Genomic DNA, 26,593 nt, shown 5'->3' with positions numbered 1-26,593 from the left:
CTCCAGGCGTCCGTGATACGAAGCGTCAAGCGATCACCGACCGGGCGGCATCATTCGGTGGCATCGAGCTGACGACCTTCGCGCTCCATATGCAGATAGTTGGCGTTGAACAGGCCGGCATTCATCAGGCGCCGAAGATCCGGCACGACAAGCGTCTTGCCTTTCAAGACGATTAGGTTCGCCGAACGCAATTCCTGCAGGGTGCGGTTGACATGCACCTTGGACAGCCCGCTGGCGTCGGCGAGATCGGCCTGCGTCAAGGGGAAGTCGCAACCGTCGCCGTTGGTGAGACCGGCAAGACGTAGGCGGAAGAACAGCTCGCACAAAAGATGCGCCATGCGCTCCAGCGCCGTGCGCTGACCCAGGTTCAACGTCCATTCGCGCTGGATCGCGGCATCGACCAGGCTTTCCCACCAGAGCGCCGTCACGATGCGCGGATATCCGACGCTGATCTCCTCGAAGAAATCGCGCGACAGGTCGGCGATGGTGCAGTCCGTGATCGAGCCGATCGAATGGTCCATCTCGCGCAGGATGAAGACGTTGAGATCGCAGCTATCGCCCGGCAGGAAAAAGGACACCACCTGCCGTCGCCCGTCCTCCAACTGCTTGTAGCGGCATGCCCAGCCGGCAACGACCAATTGCACGTCCTTGGGCCTCTCGCCTTCGCGCACGATATCGACCCGGGGACCGAACTTGCGCAGCCGTTCCGATGCCGCGCGGGTGAGGTACGCGCGATCGGCCGACGACAGCCGCACAAACTGCTCAAGCTTACGAACGAGTGGACTCAAAGGGACAGTCTCCCCGCTAATAAGTCGAGTAAGGATAGGACCGATTTCAATAACCTATGTTATTCACTCTCAAGTAGCTAATTATATATCATACTCTATCAGGTTGCGAGTAGTGACGCCTAAAATGCGAGTTTCTTCAAGGACCCCAGCACATGTTAATGCGCACGCGGAACCCTGTCTGTGACGATCGGCGGTGGTGCAGTCGGGGAAATGTGATGCAGGAATACCGGGCCTATCTGTTGGGAATCGACGGCCACATTCGCGAGCGGATGGAGCTGGAAAGCGAGACGGACGAGGAGGCGGTCGCCAGGGCACGCCAGCACTTCAATGGCGGTACGATCGAGGTCTGGCAGGGGGTGCGTATCGTCGCCAAACTGGACGATGGCTCCGAATGAGTGGACGCACTCGCATCAAGCCGTTGTGAAGCGCCGCGCCGCAAGAAACCCAACGCGAGTTCGTTCCTATCCCGTCGGCGCGTCGCCGCTGTCGTCAGCACCCATGCCCGAACCCGGCGTCTTGTTGTCCTCGGTGAGCTTGGGATCGCGGGTCGCTTCCTTCGAAACCGAATGCTTCGGATCCGTCTTGTGCACGGTCTGAGCGCGCCGCTTGTCGGCAGGCTGCTCTTCGCCCTTGTTGTCCCTGACGATGCCTTGGCTCGAACGTGTCATCGGCTGCTTCCCTAAAGCATGATCCGGAAAAATGGAAACCGGTTTTCCGAAAAGATCATGCGCAAACAAAGAGATGAGATCATGATCCGATTCCGTCTAATCGGATCATGATCGAATGCCTCGACGGCCCCGGCGACCTCTTTCGCCGGGGCCTGTCATCGGAGTGCTTCCGCCATCCTCCGGGGACGGATAGCGGAAGCAACAGGCTTACGTCCGGCCGCGGCAAACGTTCCAGTCGCCGAAGATTTGCATCTTTGGTTTGATCGGCTTTCATAGGTTAAGGACGCTGTCGAGGCGTCAGACTAGCTTCGCTTCCAGATCGGAGGCGGCATGAAGAAGAAGCGAAACAGATCGCGGCCGACCGAGCCATTCGAGGTCCGTTTGCAGAAATTCGCCCGTGATGCCCGCGCCGCTGCGCGCCGGTTGCCGCTTGGCCGCGAGCGCGATGCGTTAATGAAGAAAGCCAGGCAGACCGAGAATGTACTCGATGTCAGCGCCATGCTGGCCGTCCGCCATGCCGATGCGGCCAATGAGAGGTGAGATCAGGGAGGGGCAAATGATCGAGGGCAAATTTGATTCGAAGACCTTGGCAATCATGAACGCCGCCTTGGATCGGATCTGTGAGCAAACGCAGCATGGCGAACGGCACTCGGTTCGCAAGAGAATCGCCAGACGGATCATCAGATCCGCCGAGGGCGGCAAGACCACGCTGACGGACCTGATCGCCGCGGGCGAGCGAGCGCTCAGCAATCTGGCTCCCGCCGCGAAATAACGGCTTTCGCAGGAACGCTATCCACTTTTCCGGATCATGCTCTAGCCGGCCGTGGCACTGGCTCCGGCAGGCATTCGGGCGCGGATTTCCGCGATCTTGCGCTTCAGCGCCGCCTGCCGCGGATCGGGCATCGCTGCCGCGCGTGCCTCTGCAATGGCCCCGGCGAGATCAGGCAAGGCGAGCATGCCATCGAAGGTCGGTTTGGCAAGGTCGTCGATGATCGTGTGCCAGTCGGCGAGCCCGTGGCGGTAGCTCGCGCCATAGCCTTCGATCATCGTCGCCGTCCGGATGACCGCGAGAGCAGCGGCGGGCTGCTTGGCCAGGCTGCGGTTGATCATGTGCAGCCAGCGCTCCACCCAGACCCGCTCCTTGGCGTAGCGAATCGAGAACAGGCGCCAGCGCTTGAGGCCGGCCTCGAGCTTCAGGCGACGGACGCTGAAGCGGTTTTTGGTGGAGAATTTGACCTTGACCGTCCTTCGTGCCCAGCCCTGCCACTCCAAAATATCGAGCACCGGCGCGGCGACCGCGGCAGGCAGAGCATCAACCAACTCGTCGAATCGGAATCTCCTGATATCCACCGATCCAGCCCGCGCACCCTTCTGCTCGAGCTCGAGCAGTTTCAATTGCGCGATCCGGATCGGATCCTCATAGGCCATGCGCTGCATCATCAACTGCGCGATCTCGGCGAGCATCACCTCGTCGACGTCGCGCCTGCCGACGAAGCGCCGCAAGCGGTCGACATAGAGCTGGGCGTAGCCGGCGCTCTGATAGTCGATCAGGAGGTGGATGGCATCGCTCGCGACGGCTGCGACGCTCTCCGGCAATCCCTCGGGAAGCACCGGCGGCGTGCTGTCCTCGTCGCCGAGGAAATCGGCGAACAGATAACGCAACGAGGACAGGATGCCGTCGTCGTCCGCCACGGTCGCACTCTCGCTCGTCATGCCGGCTTCGGCTCTACCGCCGCCACCTGCTGGGCCAGCCGCTGCTCCAGCGTATCGATATTCTGGAACAGCCGCGCGCTGGCAAGCCTGAGGAAGTAGAAGCCGAAGGCCGGGTTCTGCACATAGAGCTGCTCGACCTGGTCGTAGCTCACCGAAAGGATGACGCCGCCCTGGACGCATTCCAGCGTTTGCGTGCGGACGTTGGACGGCGACAGCATGCCGAGCTCGCCGACAATAGCGCCGACCGGCAGCTCGATGCCGGACTCGACCAGGCGGAAGCGGCCGCTGACGATGTAGAACATGCTGTCGGCCTTCTCGTCCTTGTAGAACAGGACTTCGCCAGCGCCGCATTTGCGCTCGGTCATGAACGGCTTCAGCCATTCCATCGAGAGATCGCTGTTGACGGATTTCCTGACGTCGCGGACGAGCTGCAGCATCTGGTGCAGGCGATAGGTATTGACCAGCAGCATGACTATCTGGACCAGAATGACCAGATAATTATGGATCGGGATGGCCGTGATGATCAGGACAATGTTTGCGAGAATGCCGAAAACGCGCAAGGGAATCATTGTCCGCATCGTGGTGGTCGCGATCACGAAGATCGACGCGAACAAGGTGCCGGCAGTCCCTGCGTGCTGAACAAGATGTGAGGTATCCATAGGAAACCAACCAATTTCTAAGCATTGAATGTCGCCGCGATTTCATAATCCGGGGCCGCCCCGCACGGCAGCCTCTCCCTGATATACGGGAAATGTCGCTCTTTTGTTCGCGAATCTCACGACTTTGTCAGGCCAATCAGGCGCCGGCCAGGGCGCCTGGCATGCCCAGACGGGTGAGACCGAGGCGGAATGCAGCCATTTGCCAGTCGTCATTGACGGGCTGGGCAAGGAAAGGCACCTTCCGGCAACCGGTGTGGATTAGCACGTCCGCGAAGCAGCCAACAGGCCCGGACTCGCCGCGACGTCGACGCCAAACCGGCGCGAGTTGGAGAACCAAAAATGGAGCGAACCATGTCTGACGCGGCAGAGACCGCAACCCCGCCGCTGCTCGAGATTTCGGGCCCTCGCGCCACCATCCGCCTCAACCGTCCGAAGCACATGAACCGGCTGCAGGCGGAAGATCTCGTCGAGCTGGTGAGACTGTTCGACCGCGTCGAGGCAGATCCCGCCGTCCGCGTGCTGGTGCTGACCGGCACCGGCCGCGCCTTTTCCGCCGGCTACGATCTCAATTCGGTGGCGGCGCGCGCCGGCGCTGCCGGCGACGAGCAGAGCACGGGTTCCGCGTTCGAGGGCGTGGCAAACCGGCTCGAAGATCTGCGCGTGCCCACGATCTGCCGGCTCAACGGCGGCGTCTATGGCGGCTCGACCGATCTGGCGCTCGCCTGCGATTTCCGCATCGGCGTCGACACCGCGGAGATGTTCATGCCGGCCGCAAAGCTCGGCCTGCATTATTACCCGAGCGGGATCAGGCGTTACGTGTCGCGGCTTGGCGTCAACAATGCCAAGATGCTGTTCCTGACGGGACGGAAGATCGGCGCGCCGGAGATGCTGCAGATCGGCTATCTCACCGCCATGGTGGGCGAGAGCGAGCTGGACCAGGAGGTCGACCGGCTCGCGAGCCTGCTCGCCGCCAATGCACCTCGCGCCATGGCCGGCATGAAGCGCGCCATCAATGAGTTCGCTCACGGCGAGTTCGACAAGGAAGCCGCCGACGCCCGTCATCGCGAGAGCCTGCGCGGAACGGAGATCAAGGAAGGCATCAAGGCGCGCGCAGAGAAACGGCCGGCGAAGTTCTGACCGCCGGCTGGCCGCCGTGCGCAAACGTCAGTGGCACAAAATCCGCAACCAGCCGGTCGAGGGCGGCGACTGGGTCGGCTGCGCCCGGGCTCTGCTTGAACACGGCCTGCCGCGCGCTGTGCCAATTCCCGGAGATTCCGGACGTGTCCTGATCGGGGGCGTCAAGAAGACGTTCTCCGAGGAGGTGATCGAAGAACTGCTTGGCCACCACACCTGACGTCCAATGTGCAGCTCTTCACCGGATTCGCCCGGAGCAGGAGGTTAACCAAGTTTTAGCGCTAGCCATGTCGATGATCCGGCTGGGGCACTTGTGAACACCGAGGGAGAAAGTTCCTCCATGCTCAGAAACGGTACCTATGCGGCGTGGTTCAAGACCCCGCTGGGCCAGGGCACCGGCATCGCCCATGTCGAAGACGGCAGGATCTGGGGTCATGACAGCATCACGACCTATAACGGCTCCTGCGAAATCGACGGGGATCGCTTCACCGCCACATTATCGGTCAAGAGACACACCGAAGGACATGCAACCGTCTTCGGCGCCGATGACCTTACGCTTCGGCTTGAAGGAACGTGCGCCGACAAGTTGGGGCGTTACACAGCGACCGCGGAGCAGGTGCCTGGGGTGCTCCTTGAAGGAACGCTGATCCTCAGCGAACCACAGCCGCCCGCACCGGAGCCGATCGGGCCGACACCAAAATTCGACCCTGACAAGCTGCCGAAAATTCCACCGCGCACCCGCTGATCGGTCGCCCGATCACCTGCGTCGACGGATTACTCGTCCAAGAACGTCACGGCATCCGCAACGGTCGCCCTTGAGGTCCGATAGCTGTTCACCTTGTGGCCATGGTCGGCGTAGCCGAAGGAGATGCCGCAGACGACGCGGCGGTCGTCGGGCAGATTGAAGTGACGGCGGATCAGGCCGGAATGGCGGGCGAGCGCGGCCTGCGGGATGGTGCCGAGCCCGAGCGCCTGGGCGGCCAGCATGAAATTAGAGACATAGGCGCCGCAATCGATCGCACCATAAATGCCGAGCGGCTCGTTGGTGTGGATAACAGCGACATGCGGCGCGCCGAAGAAATTGTAGTTCTCCAGCGCCTGCTTTGCATACGCGGCCTTGTCGCCTCTGATAATGCCGAGCGTGTTGTAGAGCTGGAAGCCGCTTTCGCGGCGCCGCTCCAGATAAACCCCGACATATTCGCGCGGCGGCGCGAAGTCATGGTCGTCCTTGGTGCCGGAAGCCGCCTCGGCATAGATCAATTTGCGGAAGCGTTCCTTGGCCTCGCCGCTCGCGATCAGGACCTGCCAGGGCTGGCTGTTGCACCAGGACGCGGTGCGCTGCGCCACGTTGAGCACATGCTCGATGATCTCCCGCGGCACTTCGCGCGGCAGGAAGGCGCGCACGGAGTAGCGCTCGTTCAGCAGCTCCTCGAGCACGCCGATGCGATCTTCGGTCGTGTAACGCGGGCTCGGCGTTTTCGCATCCATGGTCAGCGTCCTTTGGTTGGGATCTTGTTGAACGGCACGTCCTTGTCGACCCTGATGTCGCCGGGCAGGCCAAGCACGCGTTCAGCGATGATGTTGCGGAGGATTTCATCGGTGCCGCCGGCGATCCGCATCGATGGCGAGGTGAGCAGCATCTGCTGGAACTGGCCGTTCGCGACTTCCTCCGAAGCGCCCGTGAGCGCGCCGGCGGCGCCTTCCAGATCCATCGCGTAAGTCGCGATGTCCTGCAGCATCGAGCCCGCGACGAGCTTGCCGATCGAGTTCTCCGGCCCGGGCCGCTCGCCCTTGGAGAGCGAGGAGATCGCGCGGTAGCTGGTGTATTTCAGTCCGCTTGCCTTCACGGCCCAGCTCGCAAGCTTCGAGCGCACGGCGGGATCGTCGATCGCGAGCCCGTCGTCCGTCATCAAATTGGAGCAGAACTCGAACATTTCGGGGAAGCCGGTTGCCAGCCGCGCGCCGATCGACATGCGTTCGTTCATCAAGGTGGTCAGCGAGACGTTCCAGCCGTCGCCGACTGCGCCAAGCCGCTGGCTGTCCGGGATCACCACATCGGTGAAATAGACCTCATTGAACTCCTGCATGCCGTTGGCCTGCTTGATCGGGCGCACTTCGACGCCTTTGCTCTTCATGTCCAGGAAGAACATGGTGAGCCCCTTGTGCTTTGGCACGTTGGGATCGGTGCGCGTGATCAAAAGCCCGTAATCGGAATAATGCGCGCCCGAGGTCCAGATCTTCTGGCCGTTGATGATCCAGTTGTCGCCCTGCTTTTCCGCGCGCGTGCGAAGCCCTGCGACGTCGGAGCCGCCGGCCGGTTCGGAGAAGAGCTGGCACCAGATCTCTTCGCCCGACGCAAGCTTCGGCAGATAGCGGCGCTTATGCTCCTCGCTGCCATAGGCCATCACGGTCGGCCCGCACATGCCCTCGCCGATCTGGAACGGCTGGGTCAATTTGCCGTAGATGCCCTCTTCCTGCTGCCAGATCACGCGCTCGATCGGGGTCGCGCCGCGGCCGCCATATTCCTTCGGCCAGTGCAGGCAGGCCCAGCCGGCCTCCGCCTTCTTCTTCTGCCAGGCCTTGCCGACGTCGACGATCTCGGCCTTCTCCAGCCGAATGCGGCCGAGCGAGGATTTCGACAGTTCCGCCTCATATTCCTTGGGCGCATTGGCCTCGACCCATTTGCGCGCCTCGGCGCGGAAGGCGGCTTCCTGCGGGGTGTCGTCGAAATTCATTGGCGCTTCCTTTGTTCTTGTCATTCCGGGGCACGCGAAGCGTGAACTATGATGCGCAATTGCACATCGGAGAATCTCGACCCACAACCTCCGGATTCCGGGTTCGCCGCTGCGCGGCGCCCCGGAATGACGGCTAGGCTCTTCCCTTGGTCGGTATCTGGTTGAACGGCACGTCCTTGTCGACCCTGATGTCGCCGGGCAATCCCAGCACGCGTTCGGCGATGATGTTGCGCATGATCTCGTCGGTGCCCCCTTCGACGCGGGTGCCGGGCGCGCGCAGCAGCATCGCCTGGAATTTGCCGGCGAGCTCGGCATCCTCCGGCCCGCTCACGACGCCGGCGGCGCCCTGCAGGTCGAGCGCGTACATCGCGACTTCCTGGATCATCGATCCCGCCACCAGCTTGCCGATGGAATTCTCCGGACCCGGCCGCTCGCCCTTCGACAGCGCCGAGATCGCGCGCATGCTGGTGTATTTCAGCCCGCTCGCCTTGACCGCATAGTTGGCAAGCCGCGAGCGAACGCTGCGGTCTTCGATGGCGGGGCCATCCTCCAGCATCAGGTTATTGCAGAACTCGAACAGCTCAGGGAAACCAGTCGCGACACCGGCGCCGATCGACATGCGCTCATTCATCAGCGTGGTCAGCGAGACGTTCCAGCCGTCATTGATCTCGCCGAGCCGCTGATGATCGGGAATCCTGACGTCGGTGAAATAGACCTCGTTGAAGTCGGACTGCCCGCTCGCCTGCTTGATCGGCCGCACTTCGACACCAGGGCTCTTCATGTCCAGGAAGAACATCGTCAGGCCCTTGTGCTTGGGCACGGTCGGATCAGTGCGGGTCAGCAGGATGCCGTAGTCGGAATAGTGCGCGCCTGAGGTCCAGATCTTCTGGCCATTGATGATCCAGTCGTCGCCCTTCTTTTCCGCCCGGGTACGAAGCCCCGCGACGTCGGAGCCGCCGGCGGGTTCGGAGAAAAGCTGGCACCAGATCTTTTCGCCAGAGGCCAGCGGCGGCAGATAGTGGCGCTTATGTTCCTCGCGAGCGAATGCCATCATGGTCGGGCCGCACATGCCGTGGCCGATGATGAACATGGCGGAGAGCCTGCCGAACGGCCCCTCCTCCTGCTGCCAGATCACGCGCTCGATCGGCGAGGCACCGCGGCCGCCATATTCCTTCGGCCAGTGCAGGCAGGCCCAGCCGGCATCCGCCTTCTTCTTCTGCCAGGCCTTTGCGACCTCGAGGATGTTGGCATCCTTGAGCTGGGTGCGGCCGAGCGAGGATTTGCGCAGCTCGTCCTCATATTGCTTCGGCGCGTTCGCCGCGATCCAGGCTCTTGCCTCGGCGCGGAACGCAGCTTCCTGCGGGGTGTCGTCGAAGTTCATGGACGTCGTCCTTTTTTGACCCGTCATTCCGGACGATCCGCGCTTCGCGGATCGATCCGCAATCCAGAGGTTAGTTACGTCGAGATTCCGGGTTCGCGCTTCGCGCGCCCCGGAATGACGAGCAAGAATTTACGCCGCGTTCTTCTTGCGCATGCGGTCGATCAGGGCATCCTCCCAATAAGAGAGGCTGCCGAGGCCGAGCGCGGTAGCGTTGGCGCGGCGATAGTACATGTGGCAGTCGAACTCCCAGGTGAAACCCATGCCGCCATGGACCTGGATGTTGTTCTTGGCGCAATGCTGGAACGCCTGCGTCGCGCTGATCCGCGCGGCCGCGGCGGCTTCCGGCAACTCCGCGGCATTGGTCGAGAGCGCCCAGGCGCCGTAGTAGCAATTGGAGCGCGCCAAGGTCGCCGAGACATACATGTCGGCGAGGATGTGCTTCACCGCCTGGAACGAACCGATCGGCCGGCCAAAGGCGATGCGATCGAGCGCATAATCGCGCCCCATCTCCAGCGCGCGGTCGGCGCCGCCGACCTGCTCGAACGCCAGCAGCACCGCGGCGCGGTCGAGCACTTGCGTGATGATGCCCCAGCCTTCGCCGGTGGCTCCGAGCGGCTCGGCCTTGGTGTTGGTGAAGGTGATCTCGGCCTGGCCGCGGGTCGGATCGATGTTGGTCAATTCCTTGACATCGACGCCGCCGCCCTTGAGGTCGACCAGGAACAGCGAAATATCTGCATCGCGTCCCGTCGAGCCGGTGCGCGCGGCGACCACCGCGAAATCAGCGATAGCCCCATCCGGCACTGGCTTCTTGGTGCCGTTAAGCGCACCGCTAGATGCAGCGAGCTTGATTGCCTTTGGCGACGGACTGCCTTTGCCCTCGAACAGCGCCAGCGTGCCGATGGCTTCGCCCGCGGCGATCTTCGGTAGCCATTTCTGCTTCTGCGCATCGCTGCCGGCGAGCATCAACGCTTCGGCCGCGAGATAGACAGTCGAGGAGAACGGCACCGGCGCCAGCGCCCGGCCCATCTCTTCCGCGATCACGCAGAGCTCAAGATGGCCCGCGCCCGCGCCGCCGAACTGTTCGGGGATCGCAACGCCGAGGAAACCCATCTCGGCGAGGCCCTTCCAGAGGTCCTTGTCGTAGGCGGCCTTGCCATCGAGCACAGTGCGCACCGCTTTCGGCGGACATTGCTCGCTAAGGAATTTCCGCGCCTCGTCGCGCATCTGCTTCTGTTCGTCGGAGAAATCGAAATTCATGGCGTTTCACTCGGGTTGATGATGCGTGACAAGAGACTGTCATTCCGGGGCGCGCGTAAGCGCGAGCCCGGAATCCATCGCGCCGCGTGCGCAAGCGGAGAAATGGATTCCGGGCTCGATGCTATCGCATCGCCCCGGAATGACGAGGGGAGAGAGGTGATCTTCATTGCAGCACGATCACGTCTTCGCATGGTTGATTAGCATAGAGCCGCTCCACCAGCGCCGCGCGGCGCTCGAGGCCGGCGCGCTGGTTGATGTAGCCCTTGTCGGTGAGTTCGTTGCCGTCGATCGAGGGCGGCTCGACCATCAGCATCGCGCGCGAGATGCGCCGGCTGCTGGCGCCGGCGACGGAAGCATTGTGCGCCTCCAGTCCGCGCCTGAAACAGTCGATCACCTCCGGATGCTTCACCGCATCGTCGAAGGTTGCGTTGGGATCGCCCATGATCTGCCGGCAGGCATGAAGATTGGGCCAGCCGAGCAGGCCGATAAAGGGGCGATCCTGGCCGGCCACCAGCGCGTCGTGCGCCACCGGCGTTGCGGCGGCGATCGCATCGGTGCGGAGCGAGCCGACATGCACGAAGGTGCCGGTCGTGAGCTTGAAATCCTCGACCACGCGGCCGGCGAAGATGATGCCCTGCACGGGATCATTGGGGTCGACGAACACGCCGGCGTCGCCGATGCAGTAGAAGCCCTCCTCGTCGAACACCGATTTGGTGAGCTCGGGCTGGCCGAAATAGCCGGGCGTGACGTTGACGCCGCGCAGGCGCAATTCATACTTCGCGCCGCACGGCACCATCTTCAGCTCGACGCCAGGAAACGGCAGTCCGATCAGGCCGACGCGCTCGGTGTCCCAATAGGTGCCAGTCGAAGTCGGCGCGGTCTCAGTCGATCCCCATCCGGTATAGAACACGATGCGCTCACCGGTGGAGCGCACCGCCAGCGCCTGCATGCGGTCGTAGAGATCGTCCGGCAGCCGCGCGCCGCCATAGGCCATCACGGAGAGATTCCGGAAGAAGCTGCGGCACAGCACATCGTCCCTTTCCATCGCGGCCGCCAGCGCGGCATAGCCGGCGGGGACGTTGGCGTAGTAGGTCGGCGAGATCTCGCGCAGGTTACGGATCGTCTCGTCGAACTGGCCCGGCATCGGCCGGCCGTCGTCGATATAGAGCGTGCCGCCGTCGATCAGCACCGGGTTGAACAGCGCGTTGCCGCCCATGGTGTGATTCCAGGGCATCCAGTCGAGATAGGTCGCCAGCGGACTATTGGAATCGCGCGGCCGCACCTGCATCATCATCGCGGCATTGGCGCACATCATCTCCTGGGTGTTGATGACGGCCTTCGGCATGCCGGTCGAGCCCGAGGTGAACAATAGCTTGCCGACCGTTTGCGGCGTGATCTGCGCGATCGAGGTTTCGACATCATCAGTGACGGGCGTTGCCGCAAGCTCCGCGAAGCTGACGCTCTTGATGCCGTCGCAAGGGCGCGCGACGTGGACGACGGTGACGCCATCAAGATCAAGCGCGCGCAGCGCCTTTTCGAAGGTCGGCCCGTCCTGCACCATGATCACGGCCGGCTTGACCAGGTCGAACAGATATTTGAGCTTGAGATGATCCTGGCTCATCAGCGAATAGGCCGGCGATACCGGCGCCGCCGGCAGCCGCGCCTGCATCGCCGCCTGCGTCATCAGCGCGTGCTCAATCGAATTCCCTGATAGAATCGTGATCGGACGGCCGGGATCGAGCTTCAGATTGAGCAAGCCTTGCGTGAGCGCATCCACCGTGCGCTTGGCGTCGGCGTAGGACAGGTTGCGCCATTGCCGCTCCGGGCCGGTGCGCTGGGCGAGCCAGGTGCGATCCGGCGCCTGCTTCGCCCATTTCGCGAGCGACGCAGGAATATGTGTCTCATAAGGGCCGAGCGGAATGCGCGACTTCAGGACGATCGCGCCGTCGTCTCGCCGCTCGATCGCGATGTCGCGCGGCAGCCATTCGATCTTGCGAAAGCCCGGCTTTTCAAGCACCGCGGCTGCATTCCCATCCATTTTGCGTCTCCCGGAATTTCTTGTCCTTTGCGGATCTTTGTCGCTATCGCCTGATATACACAGGCCTTCGTTTTTCGAGAAAGGCCCTGATACCTTCTGCAAAATCTTCCGAACGGCTGCACACGACCTGGTTGCGGTCCTCCATCGCGATCACCGATTCCAGCGAAGGCGCATCGACGCTCATGTTGAGGCATTCCTTCGAGAGGCGGAGACCCACTGGCGACGCCGTCAGCATCGCCTCGACATAAGGCTCGGCCGCCGCATCAAGCTCGCCCTCTTCGACCACCTCCGACACGAGACCGACCGCGAGCGCGCGCTCCGCGCCAATGAAGCGGCCGGTCAGGATCAGTTCAGACGCAACGGAAACGCCAACCAGGCGCGGCAGGAAATAGCTGGTGCCGATGTCGCAGCCACCGAGGCCGAGCTTGATGAAGGCGCAATTCATCCGCGCCGATTTGGCCGCAATCCGGATATCGGAAGCGAGCGCCAGCGCAAAGCCGCCACCGGCGGCCGCGCCCTGGATCAGCGCGATGATCGGCTGCGGGCAGCGCCGCATCAGCATCACGATATCAGCGATGCGCCGCTGCGAGTCCAGGGACTCGGTGACTCCAGGCGGCTCCTGCTGCCCGGCGCGACGCTGCATCGCGTGCTTGAGGTCAAGGCCGGCGCAGAAGTTCTGGCCGGCGCCCTTCAGCACCACGACACGGGTGTCGCGGTTGCGCTGCAGGCTTTGGAAGTAGACATTCAGCGCATCGATGAGCGAGGGATCGAGCGCGTTCAGGCTCTCGGGGCGATTGAGCGTCACCCAATCGACGCCGTCGTGATGTTCGATCAGAAGCGGTTGCGTCACGCTTAACTCCTGCCTCACCCGAACGCGATGCCAGTTACTGCGCCCTCTCCCCTTGTGGGAGAGGGCTGCACCGGCATTAGCGGTGCATTCGATACGGTGAGGGGTTGCCAGCCGGAGAGAACCCCTCATCCGTCGCGGATTTCATCCGCGCCACCTTCTCCCACAAGGGGAGAAGGGAAGCCTACCGTGGAGCCATGCGGATGGCGCCGTCGAGGCGGATGGTTTCGCCGTTGAGCATCGCGTTCTCGACGATATGCACGGCCAGCGCACCGTATTCATCGGGCTCGCCGAGGCGGGCCGGATGCGGCACCTGATCGCCGAGGCTCTTGCGGGCTTCCTCGTTCAGACCCATCAGGAGGGGCGTGAAGAAGATGCCGGGCGCGATCGTGTTGACGCGGATCTTCAGGCTGGCGAGATCGCGCGCCGCCGGCAGGGTCAGGCCGACAATGCCGCCCTTCGAGGCGGAATACGCGATCTGGCCGATCTGGCCTTCATAGGCCGCCACCGACGCCGTGTTGACGACGACGCCGCGCTCCTCGCCGATCGGCTGGGCGGTCGCAAGCCGCTCCGCGAACAGGCGCAGCACATTGAAGGTACCGATCAGGTTGACATTGATGATGCGGGTGAACTTTTCCAGCGGATAGACGCCGTCCTTGCCGACGATGCGCTGCGAACCGCCGATGCCGGCGCAGTTCATCAGCACGCGCGCAGTGCCATGCGCGGCTTCCGCCTTGGCGATCGCGGCCTTCACCTGCTCCTCGCTGGTCACGTCGGCATGAAGCGCGACGCCCTTCACTTCCGCCGCGACCTTCTCGGCGTTCTCCTTGTTCTGGTCGAGCACACCGATCTTGGCGCCTTTGGCGGCCATGGCGCGCGCGGTGGCGGCCCCGAGGCCAGAGCCACCGCCGGTGATGAGAACAGCAACGTCTTTCAACTGCATGGTAGAACTCTCCTTGGGTGTTAGTTTCTTAGATCGCGAATAGCGAATGGCGAGTAGCGAATAGTGCGCTTTCGTCCATTCGCCATTCGCTACTCACTATTCGCCTCTTCCTTCGCCAACATTCCGCCGAAGATCAGCGCTTCCATATGCTTGATGTATTCGCGGCAGACCTCGTCGGTGACCGGACCGACGCCGGTCGCGCGCGACATCGCGTGACGGCCGAAGAACAGGTGATCGCAGGCGCCGATCAGGCTGGTGTAGAACAGCACGGGATCGACCTCGCGGAACTTACCGGCTTGCACACCCTCATTGAGCAGGCGGCGATGGAAATCCAGCAGCGGCGCGACGAAGAACTTCGACACTTCGTCGGCGGCCTCAGGACTGCTCTCGTGCAGGAGATAATGGATCAGCCGGTTCATATAGGGGAACTGGTGATAGGCGCGGATGATGCCGCCGATGTGCAGGCGCAGCTTCGCGGTCGGCGAGATCGGCTGCGCCAGCAAATATTCGAGCTGCGACATCTCGGTTGCGGCATCGCGTGCGAGCAGCGCCAGCAATAGCCCGTCCTTGTTGCCGAAATGATATTTCACCAGCGCGGCGTTGACGCCGGACTTCTGGGCAATGTCGGACAGCGACACCTCGATCGAGGCGCGCTCGATCATCAATTCGCTCGCGGCGACCAATAGCTTGTCCGCCGTGGCGTTTCTGCCGGCCGGAAGGCGCGTTGGTATACTGGTATTTAGCTGTGCTGCCATCTTCCCTGCCGGAACATCCGCCGGGCAGATAACCCGATGCCGCGCCGCATCTCAAGAGTTAATTGATTGATTGACTAAATCCGTGACGGCCCTTTTAATCCCGCCATCTTTGAAACGCCCATCCAGAACACTCAGGGAGACTAAGACATGGCCGAGGCCTATATCGTCGCCGCCGCTCGCACCGCCGGCGGCCGCAAGGGGGGACGTCTTGCCGGCTGGCATCCGGCCGACCTGGCCGCGACCGTGCTGGACGCGCTGGTCGATCGTTCCGGCGTCGATCCCGCTTTGGTCGAGGACGTGATCATGGGCTGCGTGATGCAGGCCGGCGAGCAATCCAACAACATCGCGCGCAACGCGGTGATGGCCTCGAAGCTGCCGGAAAGCGTGCCCGGCACCTCGATCGACCGGCAGTGCGGTTCCTCGCAGCAGGCGCTGCACTTCGCCGCGCAGGCCGTGATGTCCGGCTCGATGGACATCGTGATCGCCGCCGGGGTGGAATCGATGACGCGGGTGCCGATGGGCCTTGCCTCGTCGCTGCCGCAGAAGAACGGTTTTGGCTACTACAAGAGCCCAAACATCGAGAAGCGCTATCCCAACATCATGTTCAGCCAGTTCACCGGCGCGGAGATGATGGCGGAGAAATACGGCCTCTCCAAAGACCAGCTCGATGAATATGCCTACGGCAGCCACCAGCGCGCGATTGCGGCCACGCAAGCCGGCCACTTCAAGGACGAGATCGTGCCGGTGCAGATCACCCGCGCCGACGGCACCACGGACACCCACCACATCGACGAAGGCATCCGCTTCGACGCCAGCCGCGAGGGCATCAAGGGCGTCAAGCTGATCGCCGAGAACGGCAAGCTGACCGCGGCGAGCTCGAGCCAGATCTGCGACGGCGCCTCCGGCGTGCTCGTCGTCAACGAGAAGGGGCTGAAGCAGCTCGGCGTCAAGCCAATGGCGCGCATCCACCACATGAGCATGCTGGGCCATGATCCCGTGATCATGCTTGAGGCGCCGCTGCCCGCCACCGAACGCGCGCTGAAGAAAGCCGGCATGACAATCGACGACATCGACCTGTTTGAGGTCAACGAAGCCTTCGCCTCGGTGCCGACAGCGTGGCTGAAGACCACCGGCGCCGATCCCGCCCGTCTCAACGTCAACGGCGGCGCGATCGCGCTCGGCCATCCGCTCGGCGGCTCCGGCACCAAATTGATGACCACGCTCATCAACGCGCTCAAGCAGCGCAACAAGCGCTACGGCCTGCAGACCATGTGCGAAGGCGGCGGCATGGCGAATGTGACGATTGTGGAACGACTCTAACAAACAAAACTAACAGCCAGTCAGCAAGGGGCGAATAGCGAGTAGCGAGTGGCGAATAGGGACAAACTGACCTTCCTCTATTCGCCACTCCCTATTCGCTATTCGCCCTTTCGCGTCTTGAGGAAACGTTCGTGACCCACCCCACCGTCCACGCCCGCACGCATCCGGACAAGATCGCCTACCAGATGGCCGGAACCGGCAAGGCGATCAGCTATCGCGAGCTCGACGAACTCTCCAACCAGGGCGCGCATCTGTTCCGTTCGCTCGGACTGAAGGCCGGCGACCACATCGCTTTCCTGATGGAGAACCGGCTCGCCTTCATGGAAATCTGCTGGGCGGCGCAGCGCGCGGGACTCTATTACACCGCGATCAGCCGTTACCTGAAGCAGGACGAGATCGCCTATATCATCAAGGACTGCGGCGCCAAGCTCTTCATCACCTCGCCGAAATGTGCCGAGCAGGTGAAGGGCCTCATCAACGGCGAGCCGGGCGAACCGTTGTGGTTCATGCTCGACGAGCTGCAGCCGGGTTTTCGCTCCTTCGACAAGGAAGCGGTCGTGCAGCCGACCACGCCGATTGCGGACGAGGTCGCCGGCTACGACATGCTCTATTCTTCCGGCACCACCGGCCGGCCCAAGGGCATCAAGAAGCAGTTCGAGGGTAACCCGATCAACGTCCCGAACCCGTTCCTGCGGGTGCTGTGCGCCGACATGTGCGGCATGAACGCGGACACCATCTATCTGTCGCCGGCGCCGCTCTATCACGCCGCTCCCCTGCGCTTCAACATGATGGCGATCGTGCTCGGCGGCACCTCGATCATCATGGAGTCGTTCGACGCGGAGGAATTCCTCAAGCTGGTCGAGAAGCACAAGGTGACGCAGTCGCAGCTCGTGCCGACCATGTTCGTGCGCATGCTGAAACTGGCGGATGAGGTGCGCACGCGCTACGCCGTCTCCTCGCTGAAGGGTGCGATCCATGCCGCCGCGCCTTGCCCGGTCGATGTCAAAGCCCAGATGATCGAGTGGTGGGGGCCGATCCTGATCGAGTATTACGCGGGCTCCGAGGGCAATGGCGTCACAGTGTCGACCTCGCAGCAATGGCTGGAGCACCGCGGCACGGTCGGCCGCGCTGTCGTCGGCAAGGTGAAGATCCTCGACGAGGACGACGAGGAGCTGCCGGTTGGCGAGATCGGCACGGTCTATTTCGCCGACGCGCCCGCGTTCACCTATCACAACGATCCCGAGAAGACGAAGCGCGCCTATAACGCCAAGGGCTGGTCGACGCTCGGCGATGTCGGCTATCTCGACAAGGAAGGCTTCCTCTATCTCACCGACCGCAAGAGCTACATGATCATCTCCGGCGGCGTGAACATCTATCCGCAGGAGACCGAGGATGTGCTGATCACGCATCCTGCTGTTTCCGACGTCGCGGTGTTCGGCGTCCCGAACGAGGAGATGGGCGAAGAGGTCAAGGCCGTGGTGCAGCCGCACGACATGGCTGCGGCCAGCAAGGAACTCGAGGCCGAACTGATCCAGTTCTGCAAGTCGCGGCTGTCTGCGATCAAATGCCCGCGCTCGATCGATTTCGAAGCCGAGCTGCCGCGCACGCCGACCGGCAAGCTGGTGAAGCGCCATCTCCGCGACCGCTATTGGCCGGCGCCGGCGAGGGCATAAGCCGTAGGGTGGGCAAAGCGCATCGTGCCCACCTTTCGCTTTGCCCACCCTACGGCAGCCCACGAGCGGACTTGTCCCGGGCGTCCACGTCTTTACAGTCGCGCGCACAATAAGACGTGGATGGAAACGCCATGACCGACCTCCCCGACATTCCGCTCCCCTTAGGCATACGCTCCCGCTATGTCGACGATATCAACGGCCTGCGCATGCATGTGCTCGAGGCCGGTTTCGAGACCAAAGGTCGGCCTTGCCTCCTGCTGCTGCACGGCTTTCCCGAGCTCGCCTTTTCCTGGCGCAAGGTGATGCCTGTGCTGGCCGAGGCCGGCTATCACGTGATCGCGCCGGACCAGCGCGGCTATGGTCGCACCACGGGCTGGGATGGCGACTATGACGGCGACCTCGCGTCGTTTCGTCTCCCCAATCTGGTGCGCGATGCGTTGGGGCTGGTGTCGGCGTTCGGCTACAAACACGTCGATGCCGTGATCGGGCACGATTTCGGCTCGTCCGTCGCGGCGTGGTGCGCGCTGATCCGGCCGGATGTGTTCCGGGCGGTGACAATGATGAGCGCGCCGTTCGGCGGCCCGCCATCGCTGCCGTTCGACACCGCGGATGCGCCGGCGAAACCTGCGACGGAGGACCCGGTGCATCGCGAGCTCGCGGCATTGCCGCGACCGCGCAAGCACTACCAATGGTACTACTCGACGCGCGAGGCCAATACCGACATGTACCGCGCACCGCAGGGCGTGCATGATTTCCTGCGCGCCTATTACCACCACAAGAGCGCGGACTGGAAAGACAACAAGCCCTACCCGCTGCAGTCCTGGTCCGCGGGCGAACTGGCAAAGCTGCCGACCTATTACATCATGGATCTCGCCGAGGGCATGGCCGTCACGGTGGCGAAAGAGATGCCGTCGGCCGCCGACATCGCCGCCAACAAGTGGCTGCCGGATCACGAGCTTGCCTTCTACAGCGCCGAGTACGAACGCAACGGCTTCCAGGGTGGCCTGCAATGGTATCGCTGCGGCACCTCCGGCGCGTTCGTCCCGGAGTTGCAGACATGGTCGGGCCGCGCCATCGACGTGCCCTCCTGCTTCATCTCCGGCAGGCAGGACTGGGGCACCTACCAGCGGCCTGGCGTGTTCGAGACGATGCAATCGAAGGCCTGCAACAACATGATCGGCTGCCATCTGGTCGATGGCGCCGGCCATTGGGTGCAGCAGGAGCAGCCGCCGGAGGTCAGCCGGCTCCTGCTCGCATTCCTGCGCGACGCGCGCGGCGGAAGGTGATTGACGCGGTAGCCAAGGCCTCCTAAGTAGTTTAGAATAATTCTAAACTAGATGAGAAGGCGGCTCCGTGAAGAACTTTGCCGATCTGACCGAGCGCGAAGTGCTGGCGGTTGCGATCGCCTCCGAGGAGGAGGACAGCCGCATCTACATGACCTTCGCAGAGGACCTCGCCGAACGTTATCCAGATACTGCAAAGATCTTCGAGCAGATGGCCGAGGAGGAACGCGGCCACCGGCATCGGCTGCTTGAGCTCTACGAGGAGCGGTTCGGCCCGCATCTGCCGCCAATCCGCCGCGAGGACGTAAGGGGCTTTCTGCGCCGCCGCCCGGTCTGGCTGACCAAGAACCTGCCGCTCGACACCATCCGCAAGGAAGTCGGGACCATGGAGCTGGAGGCCGAGCGCTTCTATGCCAAGGCCGCCGAACAGGCCCAGGATGTCGGCGTGCGCCGCCTGCTCGGCGATCTCGCCGAGGAAGAGCGACACCACGAGAACCTGGCCGTCCGGCTGACCGACGATATCCTGAAGCCCGACGTGCGCGCCGAGGAGGACCGGACCCGGCGGCGCATGTTCGTCTTGCAATATGTGCAGCCCGGACTCGCCGGACTGATGGACGGTTCGGTCTCGACATTGGCGCCGCTGTTCGCCGCCGCCTTTGCCACCCACCAGAACTGGCAGACTTTCCTGGTCGGCCTCGCCGCCTCGATCGGTGCCGGGATCAGCATGGGATTTGCCGAGGCGCTGTCCGACGATGGTTCGCTGACCGGGCGCGGCTCGCCGTGGCTGCGCGGCCTCACCTGCGGATTGATGACGACGCTCGGCGGCCTCGGCCACACCCTACCCTATCTCGTTCCCGATACCTGGCCGAACGCGTTCTGGATTGCGACCGCTATCGCCAGCATCATCGTGTTCTTCGAATTGTGGGCGATCGCCTTCATCCGCTCGCGCTACATGGACACGCCGTTCCTGCAGGCGGTGTTCCAGATCGTGCTCGGCGGCGCCATCGTTCTCGGTGTCGGGATTCTGATCGGCGCCGCGTAGCTCAGCAATCCCTGTCAAGCACTGGTACCGTCAGATCGGCGATGATCGTCGGCGCATCACGCCGTGACGTCTCACGCTTGCGGCGGTCATGCAAAGTGACCATCATTGTTGCAGCACCGCCATCACATCAGGAGTTCGCCTTGGCCAAATCGCAATGGAGCTTCAAGACTGCGATCGAGATATCGGCGGCGCTTGCCGCAAAGCAAGTATCCGCGGTCGAACTGACGCAAGATGCGATCGGCCGGATCGAGCGTCACGATGCGAAAATCAATGCGGTCTGCGTGCGCGATTTCGATCGCGCGTCGGCGGCGGCGCGCGCCGCCGATGCCGCACTTGCCCGCGGCGAACAAAAGCCGCTGCTCGGTATCCCCATCACGGCGAAGGAATCCTACAACGTCGCCGGGCTGCCGACGACCTGGGGCATTCCCGAACAGAAGAATTTCACGCCGACCGAGGACGCACTCTCGGTCGCGCGGGTCAAGGATGCCGGCGCGGTCATCCTCGGCAAGACCAATGTGCCGCTCGTCCTCGGCGACTGGCAGAGCTACAACGACATCTACGGCACCACCAACAACCCCTACGATCTCGGCCGCACACCGGGCGGCTCGTCCGGCGGATCATCGGCCGCGCTCGCCGCAGGTTACGGGCCGCTCTCGCTCGGCTCCGACATCGGCGGCTCATTGCGGGTGCCGGCATTTCATTGCGGCGTCTATGCGCACAAGCCGAGCTACGCGCTGGCGCCGTCGCGCGGTCACGCGCCGCCTCCCTTGCCACCGCTGCCGTTCAACCGCGATCTCTCGGTGATCGGGCCGATGGCGCGCAGCGCAGCCGATCTGACGCTGCTGCTCGATGCGATCGCTGGCCCCGATCCGCTCGACGCCAACGCCTACCGGCTCGAACTGCCGGCGCCGCGACATGCCGCGCTGAAAGACTTCCGCGTGCTGCTGATCGACACAGATCCGGTGATGCCGACGGATTCGGTGGTACGCGGCTCGATCGAAAGACTCGCCGCCAACCTCGCCAAGGCAGGCGTCAAGGTCGAGCGCCAGAGCAAGCTGTTGCCGGACTTCGCCGCATCGACCCGGCTCTATATGCGGATACTGATGTCGTTCCTCGCCGCTTCCTTCGCGCCCGACGTCTATGAGGGGGCCAAGCAGGCCGCCGCGGCGCTACCGGAGAGCGATACCAGCCTTGCCGCCGAACGGCTGCGCGGCATCGCGCTCAGTCATCGCGACTGGGTAATGGCCGACGGCGGCCGCACCCGGCTCCGCGCACAATGGCGCGAATTTTTCAAGACATTCGATGCCGTGATCTGCCCTATCATGCCGACGCCGGCCTATCCGCACGACCATTCGCCCGAGCAGGAGAAACGCCGCATCATGATCGACGGCAAGGAACACGTCTATCCAGACCAGCTCGCCTGGCCCGGAATCGCGACGCTGCCCGGGCTTCCGTCAACAGCGATACCGACCGGCTTCGCGCCGGATGGATTGCCGATCGGCGTACAGATCGTTGGGCCCTGGCTCGAGGATCGCACGCCGCTGAAACTGGCTGAACTGATCGAGCGCGAATTCGGCGGCTTCGTGCCGCCAAAGATGTTTGATGACTGACGTCATCACGAGCCACCGGGTCGGCGCGAAGCGCCGCCCGATGACAGGCTCCGCGAAGCAATCCACCCATCCACGTTCGCGGAGGCATGGATTGCTTCGTCGCTTCGCTTCTCGCAATGACGGGAACAAGGAGGAATACAAATGACCAACGACATCGACGAACTCACCGCGCTCAATCGCGACTATGTCGCCTCGGTGCAGAATTGCGACGTCAGGCGCTTCGATGAGATCCTGGCGCCGGAGTTCTATTGCACAAATCCCGACAAATCGCTGGTCGACCGCGTCGGCTTCCTTGAGCAGACCGCGAGGCCGGTGGCGATCAGGAACCTGCAGGCGCATGATGTAAAGATCCGCATCATGGGCGACTTCGCCATCATCCATGGGGCGACCAGCTACACCGCGCCGGACGGGCAGCAGGCGCAGGGGCGATACACTGATTGCTGGGCGAAGCAGAACGGGAAATGGCTCGCGGTATCGGCGCATGTGACGCGGTGACGCGTAGCCGTCATTGCCGGGCTTGACCCGGCAATCCATCGCTAACAAGGACGTCTTTGCGAAGATGGATGGATGCCCGAGTCAAGCCCGGGCATGACGGAAAGAGAGTGCCTCAGCTATCAAACATGATCACGCTGCGGAGCGTCTTGCCGGCTTTCATGTTGGCGAAGCCTTCGTTGATCTCGGACAGTTTCAGCTTGGCCGAGATCCAGTCCTCCAGGTGCAATTTGCCGCGCATGTAGAACTCAACCAGCCGCGGCATGTCGACGCGGAAATGGTTGGAGCCCATCGACGATCCCTGGATCCGGCGCTCCCTAAGAAAATCGAAGCCGTGCAGCTCGATCTTCTGGCCGAACGGGATCATGCCGACGATGGTCGCGGTGCCGCCGGGTGCGAGCATGCCGAAGGCCTGCTCCGCAGTTTCCTTGCGGCCCAGCACCTCGAAGGAATGATGCACGCCGCCGCCGGTGAGCTCACGCACCTGCTGCACCACGTCGCCATTCCTGGGGTCGATAATGTCGGTGGCGCCGAGCTTGGTCGCGAGCTGCAATTTCGCCGGATTGGTGTCGATCGCGATGATGCGGCCAGCACCCGCGATCTCGGCGCCGTTGATCGCGGCCACGCCGACGCCGCCGCAACCGATCACCGCCACCGTCTCGCCGGCCTGCACCCTGGCGGTGTTCACGACAGCGCCATAGCCGGTGATGACGCCGCAGCCGATCAAGGCCGCGAGCTCCAGCGGCATGTCCTTGCGGATCTTCACGATCGCATTCTCATGCACCAGCATCTGCTCGGCAAAGGACGAGAGATTGAGGAACTGGTTCAATTTCTCCGGCCTGTTCCACTGCAGCCGGTTGGAAGCGCCTGGCAGCATCTTCACGGTGGTGTCAGTGCAAAGCACCGTACGTCCGGTGGTGCAGTTGTCGCAGGTGCCGCAGAACACCGAGAGGCAGGTCACGACGTGATCGCCGGGCTTCACATAATTCACGTCGGAGCCGACCTTCTCCACCACACCCGCGGATTCATGGCCGAGCACGGCGGGCAGCGGATGCGGGTAGAGTCCCTCCATGAAGTGCAGATCGGAATGACAGAGGCCGGCGACGGAAGTGCGGATCAGCACTTCGCGCGGTCCGGGATTAGGCAGGCTGACGTCCTCGATCACGAGCGGCTTGTTGACTTCGTACAGGACGGCGGCCTTCATCGGTGTTTCCCCTCTGTTGTTTATCGTTGCGTCTATCTTGTCGCGACGCTCTCTCCACCTCTCCCGAAGGGAGAGGTGGAAGCGGCAGCCTACGCTGCGGCAAGCAATTCGCCAACCTCGGCCATGCCGACGGCGCGGTCGCCGAGCAGGTGATCGGTGATGGCGCGCGATACGGTATTTTCCGTCAGCCGGAACGGATCATGGGCGGCAACGCGATGGTCGATCACCAGGCGCGACAGCAATAGCCGCCGTGCATCGCCCCGCATCTCATCGATGCGCCCGCCTTCCCAGGCGAGCGTCACCGCGCTTGCGACGTGGTAGAGCAGGCTGGTGGCGCGCCGTGCTTCCGCTTCGTTGTCCATGCGGCCGGCGACTTCGCGCGCAAAGCCGATGGAGCGATCGGTGAGTTCATGCAGGCGGCTGCGCCAGGCCTGCGGCACATTGGCGCTGTCGTCGAGCCGCGCGTGCAGGTCCGCGGCAAGCGCCGCATCGGCGCCATGCCGGCCAACCGCGCGCTTCAACGCGTCGATCGCGACGATGTTGCCGGTGCCTTCCCAGATCGAGCCGAGATACGCGTCGCGCAGCAGCCGCGCGGTGACGAATTCCTCGATGTAACCGATGCCGCCGCGCATCTCCATCGCATCGCCGCAGACCTTTCGCGCATCGCGGGTGGCACGGAATTTCAAGGTCGGCGTCAGGATGCGCAGCAGCGCCGCCGCGTCCTGACTGCCCGCTTCGGCACGGTCAAGCGCATCCGCCGTTAAGAAGCTCATCGACAGCGCCTGCTCGGTCGCGAGCATGATCTTCATCAATTGCCGCCGCGCCAGCGGCAGGTCGATGATGCGGCTGCCGAACACGACGCGGCCCTTCGCCACTGTCATCGCATCATGATACGCACGGCGCATCAGCGCGGTCGACTTGACGCCGTTGGAGAGCCTGGACGAGTTGACCATCTCGGCCATCTGCACGAAGCCGCGGTCGAGCTTGCCGACCGCATATGCGATCGCGCCCTCGAGCTTGATCTCGCCCGAGGCCATCGAGCGTGTGCCGAGCTTGTCCTTCAGCCGCACGATCCGGTAGCGGTTCTGCGAGCCGTCATCGAGGAAGCGTGGCATCAGGAACAGGCCGACGCCGCGCGTGCCGGGGCCGGCGCCTTCCGGCCGCGCCAGCAGCATCACGACCTTGGCGTCCGCATTCGAGCAGAACCATTTCTCGCCATAGAGGCGCCAGTGATCGCCTTCCTGCACCGCAGTCGTGGTCAGCGTGCCGACGTCGGAGCCGCCTTCCTTCTCGGTCATGAACTGACCGCCTTGCGTCAGCTTGCTCATGTCGGTCTGGGTCAGGCCGTCCAAGTATTTTGCCTTCAGCGCCTCGCTGCCGAAATTCGCCAGCAGCTTCGCGCAGCCGTCGGTGACGTTGATCGGGCAACCCATGCCGAATTCGGTCTGGTTGAACAGGAAGGTGAAGGCGTGTTTTGCCACCACAGGATATTTGTCCGGCCAGCCCAAAATGCCCTTGCGGATCGACATCGCATGGATGCCGAACTCACCGAACGCGGCCTTCTCCAATTCGCGATAGGCCGGATGGTATTCGATCCACTGGACGTCGCGGCCGAACTTGTCGCGCTGGTGCAACACCGGCACGTGGCGGTCGGCAAGCCGCGCGCATTCGTCGAGGTAGCCGCCGGCGAGCGCGCCCAGCCGATCGAGATGCGGTTCGATATGACGAAGCAGCGCGTCGGGCAGATGCAGTCGCAGCAGGTCCTGAAGCGCCGGATCGTCCCGGTAGAAATTCATGCCCGAGGTATCGGGCGCGAGCAGGTCCGGCTGGTTGGCGATATCGGCGTTCGGATGTTGTTGCAGTGGCTGCATTGAAATCTCTGGTTCGTTTCCTCATCTGTTGGATGAGACTATCGCACATCGAATGCCGGGATGTCGCCCCATACGGTTGCGGCGAGAGAGCCAATTTCGCCGCAGCTTCCTGCCAAAGCAAAATCTTCTCCGGCAGCTCAAGGAAAGCTCATGGAAACCCCGAAATACAAGATTGCCCTGATCGTCGGTGTCGGCGAAGGCCTCAGCGCCTCGCTGGCGCGGTTATTTTCGCGCGAAGGAATTCGCGTGGCGCTGGCCGCACGGCAAATCGAAAAACTCGGCGCACTCTGCACCGAAACCGGCGCGCGTGCCTTTGCCTGCAACGCAACGGACGCCGACGAGGTTGAACGTCTGTTCGGCCTGGTCGAGCGCGAGATCGGAACGCCCGATCTCGTGGTCTATAACGCGAGCGCGCGGGCGCGCGGCCCGCTGATCGACCTCATGCCGCCCGATGTCGTCAACGCAATCGCGGTCTCGGCCTTCGGCGGCTTCCTGGTGGCGCAGCAGGCAGCAAAGCGCATGCTGCCGAACAAGCATGGCGCGATCCTGTTCACGGGGGCTTCGGCCAGCGTCAAAGGCTATGCACAATCGTCGTCGTTCGCGATGGGCAAGTTCGCTCTGCGCGGACTGGCGCAGAGCATGGCGCGCGAACTATCGCCAGAGGGCATTCATGTCGCGCATTTCGTTATCGACGGCGGCATCCGCAGCAAGACGCGCCCTGATCCGGAGGACCGTCCGGATTCGATGCTCGATCCCGATGCGATTGCGCTGAGTTACTGGAACGTGCTGCAGCAACCGCGCAGCGCCTGGACCTGGGAGATGGAGGTGCGTCCTTGGGTGGAGAAGTTCTAGCGCGCGCTGTCGTCCCGGCCCCGAGCCGGGACCCATATGTGGACGGCCCCCGTGGCACAAGAGCTTTTGAGGTGATCGGATCGCTGCATCCATATGTCCGGCCTGTTTGATGCGATCGGATGATCGCTGGCCAAGATGGGATGCGCGAGGCGAGCTCCAAACAACCTGGCGACCTGCTGGCGGCCAATGGGTCCCACGGAATGTCTCGCCTCGTTGATTGATCGATCGCTCCATCTGCTCTTGCAGCTTCCGGGTCGGCCGGCGCGCGAGCCCGCCGGTCGGCCAATCTTTGTCAGGCGGCGGTTGCCGGCATGGCATTCATCCGCGC

27 protein-coding genes are annotated in these 26,593 nt (G+C 63.2%); 13 read left to right on the top strand and 14 right to left on the bottom strand.

The annotated features are described in order from the left end of the window. Nucleotides 1–50: 50 nt before the first annotated feature. On the bottom strand, nucleotides 51–788 hold the full coding sequence (locus tag ACZYOF_RS09940) for a Crp/Fnr family transcriptional regulator (protein ID WP_282529492.1): 738 nt from the start codon (nucleotides 786–788) through the stop codon (nucleotides 51–53). A gap of 215 nt (nucleotides 789–1,003) precedes the next feature. On the opposite strand from ACZYOF_RS09940, the gene ACZYOF_RS09935 reads away from it, so the two are divergent. Further along, nucleotides 1,004–1,183, top strand: a complete 180-nt coding sequence (locus ACZYOF_RS09935; protein WP_130580878.1) for a hypothetical protein — start codon at nucleotides 1,004–1,006, stop codon at nucleotides 1,181–1,183. 66 nt (nucleotides 1,184–1,249) lie between these two features. Here the strand turns inward: ACZYOF_RS09935 and ACZYOF_RS09930 are convergent, their stop codons facing one another. After that, entirely contained in the window at nucleotides 1,250–1,456 is a 207-nt protein-coding gene (locus tag ACZYOF_RS09930) for a hypothetical protein (RefSeq protein ID WP_130580877.1), read from the bottom strand. Between the two features lie 330 nt (nucleotides 1,457–1,786). Here ACZYOF_RS09930 and ACZYOF_RS09925 point away from each other — a divergent pair, with 330 nt between their 5' ends. Beyond that, nucleotides 1,787–1,996, top strand: a complete 210-nt coding sequence (locus tag ACZYOF_RS09925; protein ID WP_130580876.1) for a hypothetical protein — start codon at nucleotides 1,787–1,789, stop codon at nucleotides 1,994–1,996. Nucleotides 1,997–2,012: 16 nt separating this feature from the next. Then, nucleotides 2,013–2,228, top strand: coding sequence for a hypothetical protein (locus ACZYOF_RS09920; RefSeq protein WP_130580875.1), 216 nt, complete (start codon nucleotides 2,013–2,015; stop codon nucleotides 2,226–2,228). A gap of 41 nt (nucleotides 2,229–2,269) precedes the next feature. Here ACZYOF_RS09920 and ACZYOF_RS09915 read toward each other — a convergent pair whose 3' ends face one another. Both ACZYOF_RS09915 and ACZYOF_RS09910 read right to left on the bottom strand, forming a co-directional pair. Next, on the bottom strand, nucleotides 2,270–3,169 hold the full coding sequence (locus ACZYOF_RS09915) for a DUF6537 domain-containing protein (RefSeq protein ID WP_463715640.1): 900 nt from the start codon (nucleotides 3,167–3,169) through the stop codon (nucleotides 2,270–2,272). Further along, the gene (locus ACZYOF_RS09910) at nucleotides 3,166–3,828 is read right to left on the bottom strand and encodes a Crp/Fnr family transcriptional regulator (RefSeq protein WP_130580873.1); all 663 of its coding nucleotides are present in this window, start codon (nucleotides 3,826–3,828) and stop codon (nucleotides 3,166–3,168) included. Before ACZYOF_RS09910 ends, ACZYOF_RS09915 begins: the two co-directional genes overlap by 4 nt. A gap of 351 nt (nucleotides 3,829–4,179) precedes the next feature. On the opposite strand from ACZYOF_RS09910, the gene ACZYOF_RS09905 reads away from it, so the two are divergent. The 3 genes from ACZYOF_RS09905 (at nucleotide 4,180) to ACZYOF_RS09895 (ending at nucleotide 5,707) form a co-directional block, all read left to right on the top strand. Continuing rightward, a complete protein-coding gene (locus ACZYOF_RS09905) occupies nucleotides 4,180–4,965 on the top strand; it encodes an enoyl-CoA hydratase/isomerase family protein (protein WP_463715639.1) in 786 nt (261 codons plus the stop codon). 16 nt (nucleotides 4,966–4,981) lie between these two features. After that, on the top strand, nucleotides 4,982–5,182 hold the full coding sequence (locus ACZYOF_RS09900) for a hypothetical protein (RefSeq protein WP_463715638.1): 201 nt from the start codon (nucleotides 4,982–4,984) through the stop codon (nucleotides 5,180–5,182). 120 nt (nucleotides 5,183–5,302) lie between these two features. Next, nucleotides 5,303–5,707 carry a hypothetical protein gene (locus tag ACZYOF_RS09895; RefSeq protein WP_463715637.1) on the top strand — a complete coding sequence of 135 codons (405 nt, stop codon included), beginning with the start codon at nucleotides 5,303–5,305 and terminating at the stop codon, nucleotides 5,705–5,707. A gap of 29 nt (nucleotides 5,708–5,736) precedes the next feature. Here the strand turns inward: ACZYOF_RS09895 and ACZYOF_RS09890 are convergent, their stop codons facing one another. The 8 genes from ACZYOF_RS09890 to ACZYOF_RS09855 all read right to left on the bottom strand — a co-directional run bounded on the left by ACZYOF_RS09890 (nucleotide 5,737) and on the right by ACZYOF_RS09855 (nucleotide 14,918). Next, complete coding sequence (locus tag ACZYOF_RS09890) at nucleotides 5,737–6,450, bottom strand: nitroreductase (protein ID WP_130580870.1); 714 nt, start codon at nucleotides 6,448–6,450, stop codon at nucleotides 5,737–5,739. Between the two features lie 2 nt (nucleotides 6,451–6,452). Continuing rightward, complete coding sequence (locus ACZYOF_RS09885) at nucleotides 6,453–7,697, bottom strand: acyl-CoA dehydrogenase (RefSeq protein WP_130580869.1); 1,245 nt, start codon at nucleotides 7,695–7,697, stop codon at nucleotides 6,453–6,455. 133 nt (nucleotides 7,698–7,830) lie between these two features. Further along, nucleotides 7,831–9,078 (bottom strand): acyl-CoA dehydrogenase, encoded by a 1,248-nt coding sequence (locus ACZYOF_RS09880; protein ID WP_463715636.1) that lies wholly within the window; start codon nucleotides 9,076–9,078, stop codon nucleotides 7,831–7,833. Nucleotides 9,079–9,207: 129 nt separating this feature from the next. Continuing rightward, nucleotides 9,208–10,335 (bottom strand): acyl-CoA dehydrogenase family protein, encoded by a 1,128-nt coding sequence (locus tag ACZYOF_RS09875; protein ID WP_463715635.1) that lies wholly within the window; start codon nucleotides 10,333–10,335, stop codon nucleotides 9,208–9,210. A 163-nt stretch (nucleotides 10,336–10,498) separates the two neighbouring features. Then, a complete protein-coding gene (locus ACZYOF_RS09870) occupies nucleotides 10,499–12,373 on the bottom strand; it encodes an AMP-binding protein (protein WP_463715634.1) in 1,875 nt (624 codons plus the stop codon). A gap of 43 nt (nucleotides 12,374–12,416) precedes the next feature. Then, nucleotides 12,417–13,223, bottom strand: coding sequence for an enoyl-CoA hydratase/isomerase family protein (locus tag ACZYOF_RS09865; protein WP_463715633.1), 807 nt, complete (start codon nucleotides 13,221–13,223; stop codon nucleotides 12,417–12,419). A gap of 181 nt (nucleotides 13,224–13,404) precedes the next feature. Then, entirely contained in the window at nucleotides 13,405–14,163 is a 759-nt protein-coding gene (locus tag ACZYOF_RS09860; protein ID WP_463715632.1) for an SDR family NAD(P)-dependent oxidoreductase, read from the bottom strand. Between the two features lie 89 nt (nucleotides 14,164–14,252). Next, entirely contained in the window at nucleotides 14,253–14,918 is a 666-nt protein-coding gene (locus ACZYOF_RS09855) for a TetR family transcriptional regulator (RefSeq protein ID WP_463715631.1), read from the bottom strand. A 147-nt stretch (nucleotides 14,919–15,065) separates the two neighbouring features. Between ACZYOF_RS09855 and ACZYOF_RS09850 the strand changes: the two genes are divergently transcribed. The 6 genes from ACZYOF_RS09850 to ACZYOF_RS09825 all read left to right on the top strand — a co-directional run bounded on the left by ACZYOF_RS09850 (nucleotide 15,066) and on the right by ACZYOF_RS09825 (nucleotide 22,341). Further along, nucleotides 15,066–16,238, top strand: coding sequence for an acetyl-CoA C-acetyltransferase (locus tag ACZYOF_RS09850; RefSeq protein WP_282529503.1), 1,173 nt, complete (start codon nucleotides 15,066–15,068; stop codon nucleotides 16,236–16,238). 131 nt (nucleotides 16,239–16,369) lie between these two features. Next, entirely contained in the window at nucleotides 16,370–17,911 is a 1,542-nt protein-coding gene (locus tag ACZYOF_RS09845; RefSeq protein WP_463715630.1) for an acyl-CoA synthetase, read from the top strand. Between the two features lie 131 nt (nucleotides 17,912–18,042). Then, nucleotides 18,043–19,197 (top strand): alpha/beta fold hydrolase, encoded by a 1,155-nt coding sequence (locus ACZYOF_RS09840; protein WP_463715629.1) that lies wholly within the window; start codon nucleotides 18,043–18,045, stop codon nucleotides 19,195–19,197. Nucleotides 19,198–19,264: 67 nt separating this feature from the next. After that, nucleotides 19,265–20,236: an iron exporter MbfA gene (mbfA, locus tag ACZYOF_RS09835; RefSeq protein WP_463715628.1), complete on the top strand. Its 972-nt coding sequence runs from the start codon at nucleotides 19,265–19,267 to the stop codon at nucleotides 20,234–20,236. Nucleotides 20,237–20,376: 140 nt separating this feature from the next. Then, entirely contained in the window at nucleotides 20,377–21,846 is a 1,470-nt protein-coding gene (locus tag ACZYOF_RS09830) for an amidase (protein ID WP_463715627.1), read from the top strand. Between the two features lie 141 nt (nucleotides 21,847–21,987). Then, entirely contained in the window at nucleotides 21,988–22,341 is a 354-nt protein-coding gene (locus ACZYOF_RS09825) for a nuclear transport factor 2 family protein (RefSeq protein WP_463715626.1), read from the top strand. A gap of 112 nt (nucleotides 22,342–22,453) precedes the next feature. On the opposite strand, the gene ACZYOF_RS09820 is transcribed toward ACZYOF_RS09825, so the two are convergent. Continuing rightward, entirely contained in the window at nucleotides 22,454–23,542 is a 1,089-nt protein-coding gene (locus ACZYOF_RS09820; protein ID WP_463715625.1) for a Zn-dependent alcohol dehydrogenase, read from the bottom strand. An 89-nt stretch (nucleotides 23,543–23,631) separates the two neighbouring features. Further along, the gene (locus tag ACZYOF_RS09815; RefSeq protein WP_463715624.1) at nucleotides 23,632–25,413 is read right to left on the bottom strand and encodes an acyl-CoA dehydrogenase family protein; all 1,782 of its coding nucleotides are present in this window, start codon (nucleotides 25,411–25,413) and stop codon (nucleotides 23,632–23,634) included. Between the two features lie 150 nt (nucleotides 25,414–25,563). Between ACZYOF_RS09815 and ACZYOF_RS09810 the strand changes: the two genes are divergently transcribed. Beyond that, on the top strand, nucleotides 25,564–26,265 hold the full coding sequence (locus ACZYOF_RS09810; RefSeq protein WP_463715623.1) for an SDR family NAD(P)-dependent oxidoreductase: 702 nt from the start codon (nucleotides 25,564–25,566) through the stop codon (nucleotides 26,263–26,265). Nucleotides 26,266–26,593: the final 328 nt, after the last annotated feature.

The sequence above is a fragment of the Bradyrhizobium sp. LeoA1Lang genome, assembly GCF_055413685.1.
Note: the sequence above shows the minus strand (reverse complement) of the source record. Positions and strands in the feature narration are given on the sequence as shown.

What these genes read in the sequence shown, in the direction of transcription:
- ACZYOF_RS09935 (WP_130580878.1), top strand. Translation starts at nt 1,004, where the DNA reads ATGCAGGAATACCGGGCCTATCTGTTGGGAATCGACGGCCACATTCGC.
- ACZYOF_RS09930 (WP_130580877.1), bottom strand. Translation starts at nt 1,456, where the DNA reads ATGACACGTTCGAGCCAAGGCATCGTCAGGGACAACAAGGGCGAAGAG.
- ACZYOF_RS09925 (WP_130580876.1), top strand. Translation starts at nt 1,787, where the DNA reads ATGAAGAAGAAGCGAAACAGATCGCGGCCGACCGAGCCATTCGAGGTC.
- ACZYOF_RS09920 (WP_130580875.1), top strand. Translation starts at nt 2,013, where the DNA reads ATGATCGAGGGCAAATTTGATTCGAAGACCTTGGCAATCATGAACGCC.
- ACZYOF_RS09915 (WP_463715640.1), bottom strand. Translation starts at nt 3,169, where the DNA reads ATGACGAGCGAGAGTGCGACCGTGGCGGACGACGACGGCATCCTGTCC.
- ACZYOF_RS09910 (WP_130580873.1), bottom strand. Translation starts at nt 3,828, where the DNA reads ATGGATACCTCACATCTTGTTCAGCACGCAGGGACTGCCGGCACCTTG.
- ACZYOF_RS09905 (WP_463715639.1), top strand. Translation starts at nt 4,180, where the DNA reads ATGTCTGACGCGGCAGAGACCGCAACCCCGCCGCTGCTCGAGATTTCG.
- ACZYOF_RS09895 (WP_463715637.1), top strand. Translation starts at nt 5,303, where the DNA reads ATGCTCAGAAACGGTACCTATGCGGCGTGGTTCAAGACCCCGCTGGGC.
- ACZYOF_RS09890 (WP_130580870.1), bottom strand. Translation starts at nt 6,450, where the DNA reads ATGGATGCGAAAACGCCGAGCCCGCGTTACACGACCGAAGATCGCATC.
- ACZYOF_RS09885 (WP_130580869.1), bottom strand. Translation starts at nt 7,697, where the DNA reads ATGAATTTCGACGACACCCCGCAGGAAGCCGCCTTCCGCGCCGAGGCG.
- ACZYOF_RS09880 (WP_463715636.1), bottom strand. Translation starts at nt 9,078, where the DNA reads ATGAACTTCGACGACACCCCGCAGGAAGCTGCGTTCCGCGCCGAGGCA.
- ACZYOF_RS09875 (WP_463715635.1), bottom strand. Translation starts at nt 10,335, where the DNA reads ATGAATTTCGATTTCTCCGACGAACAGAAGCAGATGCGCGACGAGGCG.
- ACZYOF_RS09870 (WP_463715634.1), bottom strand. Translation starts at nt 12,373, where the DNA reads ATGGATGGGAATGCAGCCGCGGTGCTTGAAAAGCCGGGCTTTCGCAAG.
- ACZYOF_RS09860 (WP_463715632.1), bottom strand. Translation starts at nt 14,163, where the DNA reads ATGCAGTTGAAAGACGTTGCTGTTCTCATCACCGGCGGTGGCTCTGGC.
- ACZYOF_RS09855 (WP_463715631.1), bottom strand. Translation starts at nt 14,918, where the DNA reads ATGGCAGCACAGCTAAATACCAGTATACCAACGCGCCTTCCGGCCGGC.
- ACZYOF_RS09850 (WP_282529503.1), top strand. Translation starts at nt 15,066, where the DNA reads ATGGCCGAGGCCTATATCGTCGCCGCCGCTCGCACCGCCGGCGGCCGC.
- ACZYOF_RS09840 (WP_463715629.1), top strand. Translation starts at nt 18,043, where the DNA reads ATGACCGACCTCCCCGACATTCCGCTCCCCTTAGGCATACGCTCCCGC.
- ACZYOF_RS09825 (WP_463715626.1), top strand. Translation starts at nt 21,988, where the DNA reads ATGACCAACGACATCGACGAACTCACCGCGCTCAATCGCGACTATGTC.
- ACZYOF_RS09820 (WP_463715625.1), bottom strand. Translation starts at nt 23,542, where the DNA reads ATGAAGGCCGCCGTCCTGTACGAAGTCAACAAGCCGCTCGTGATCGAG.
- ACZYOF_RS09815 (WP_463715624.1), bottom strand. Translation starts at nt 25,413, where the DNA reads ATGCAGCCACTGCAACAACATCCGAACGCCGATATCGCCAACCAGCCG.
- ACZYOF_RS09810 (WP_463715623.1), top strand. Translation starts at nt 25,564, where the DNA reads ATGGAAACCCCGAAATACAAGATTGCCCTGATCGTCGGTGTCGGCGAA.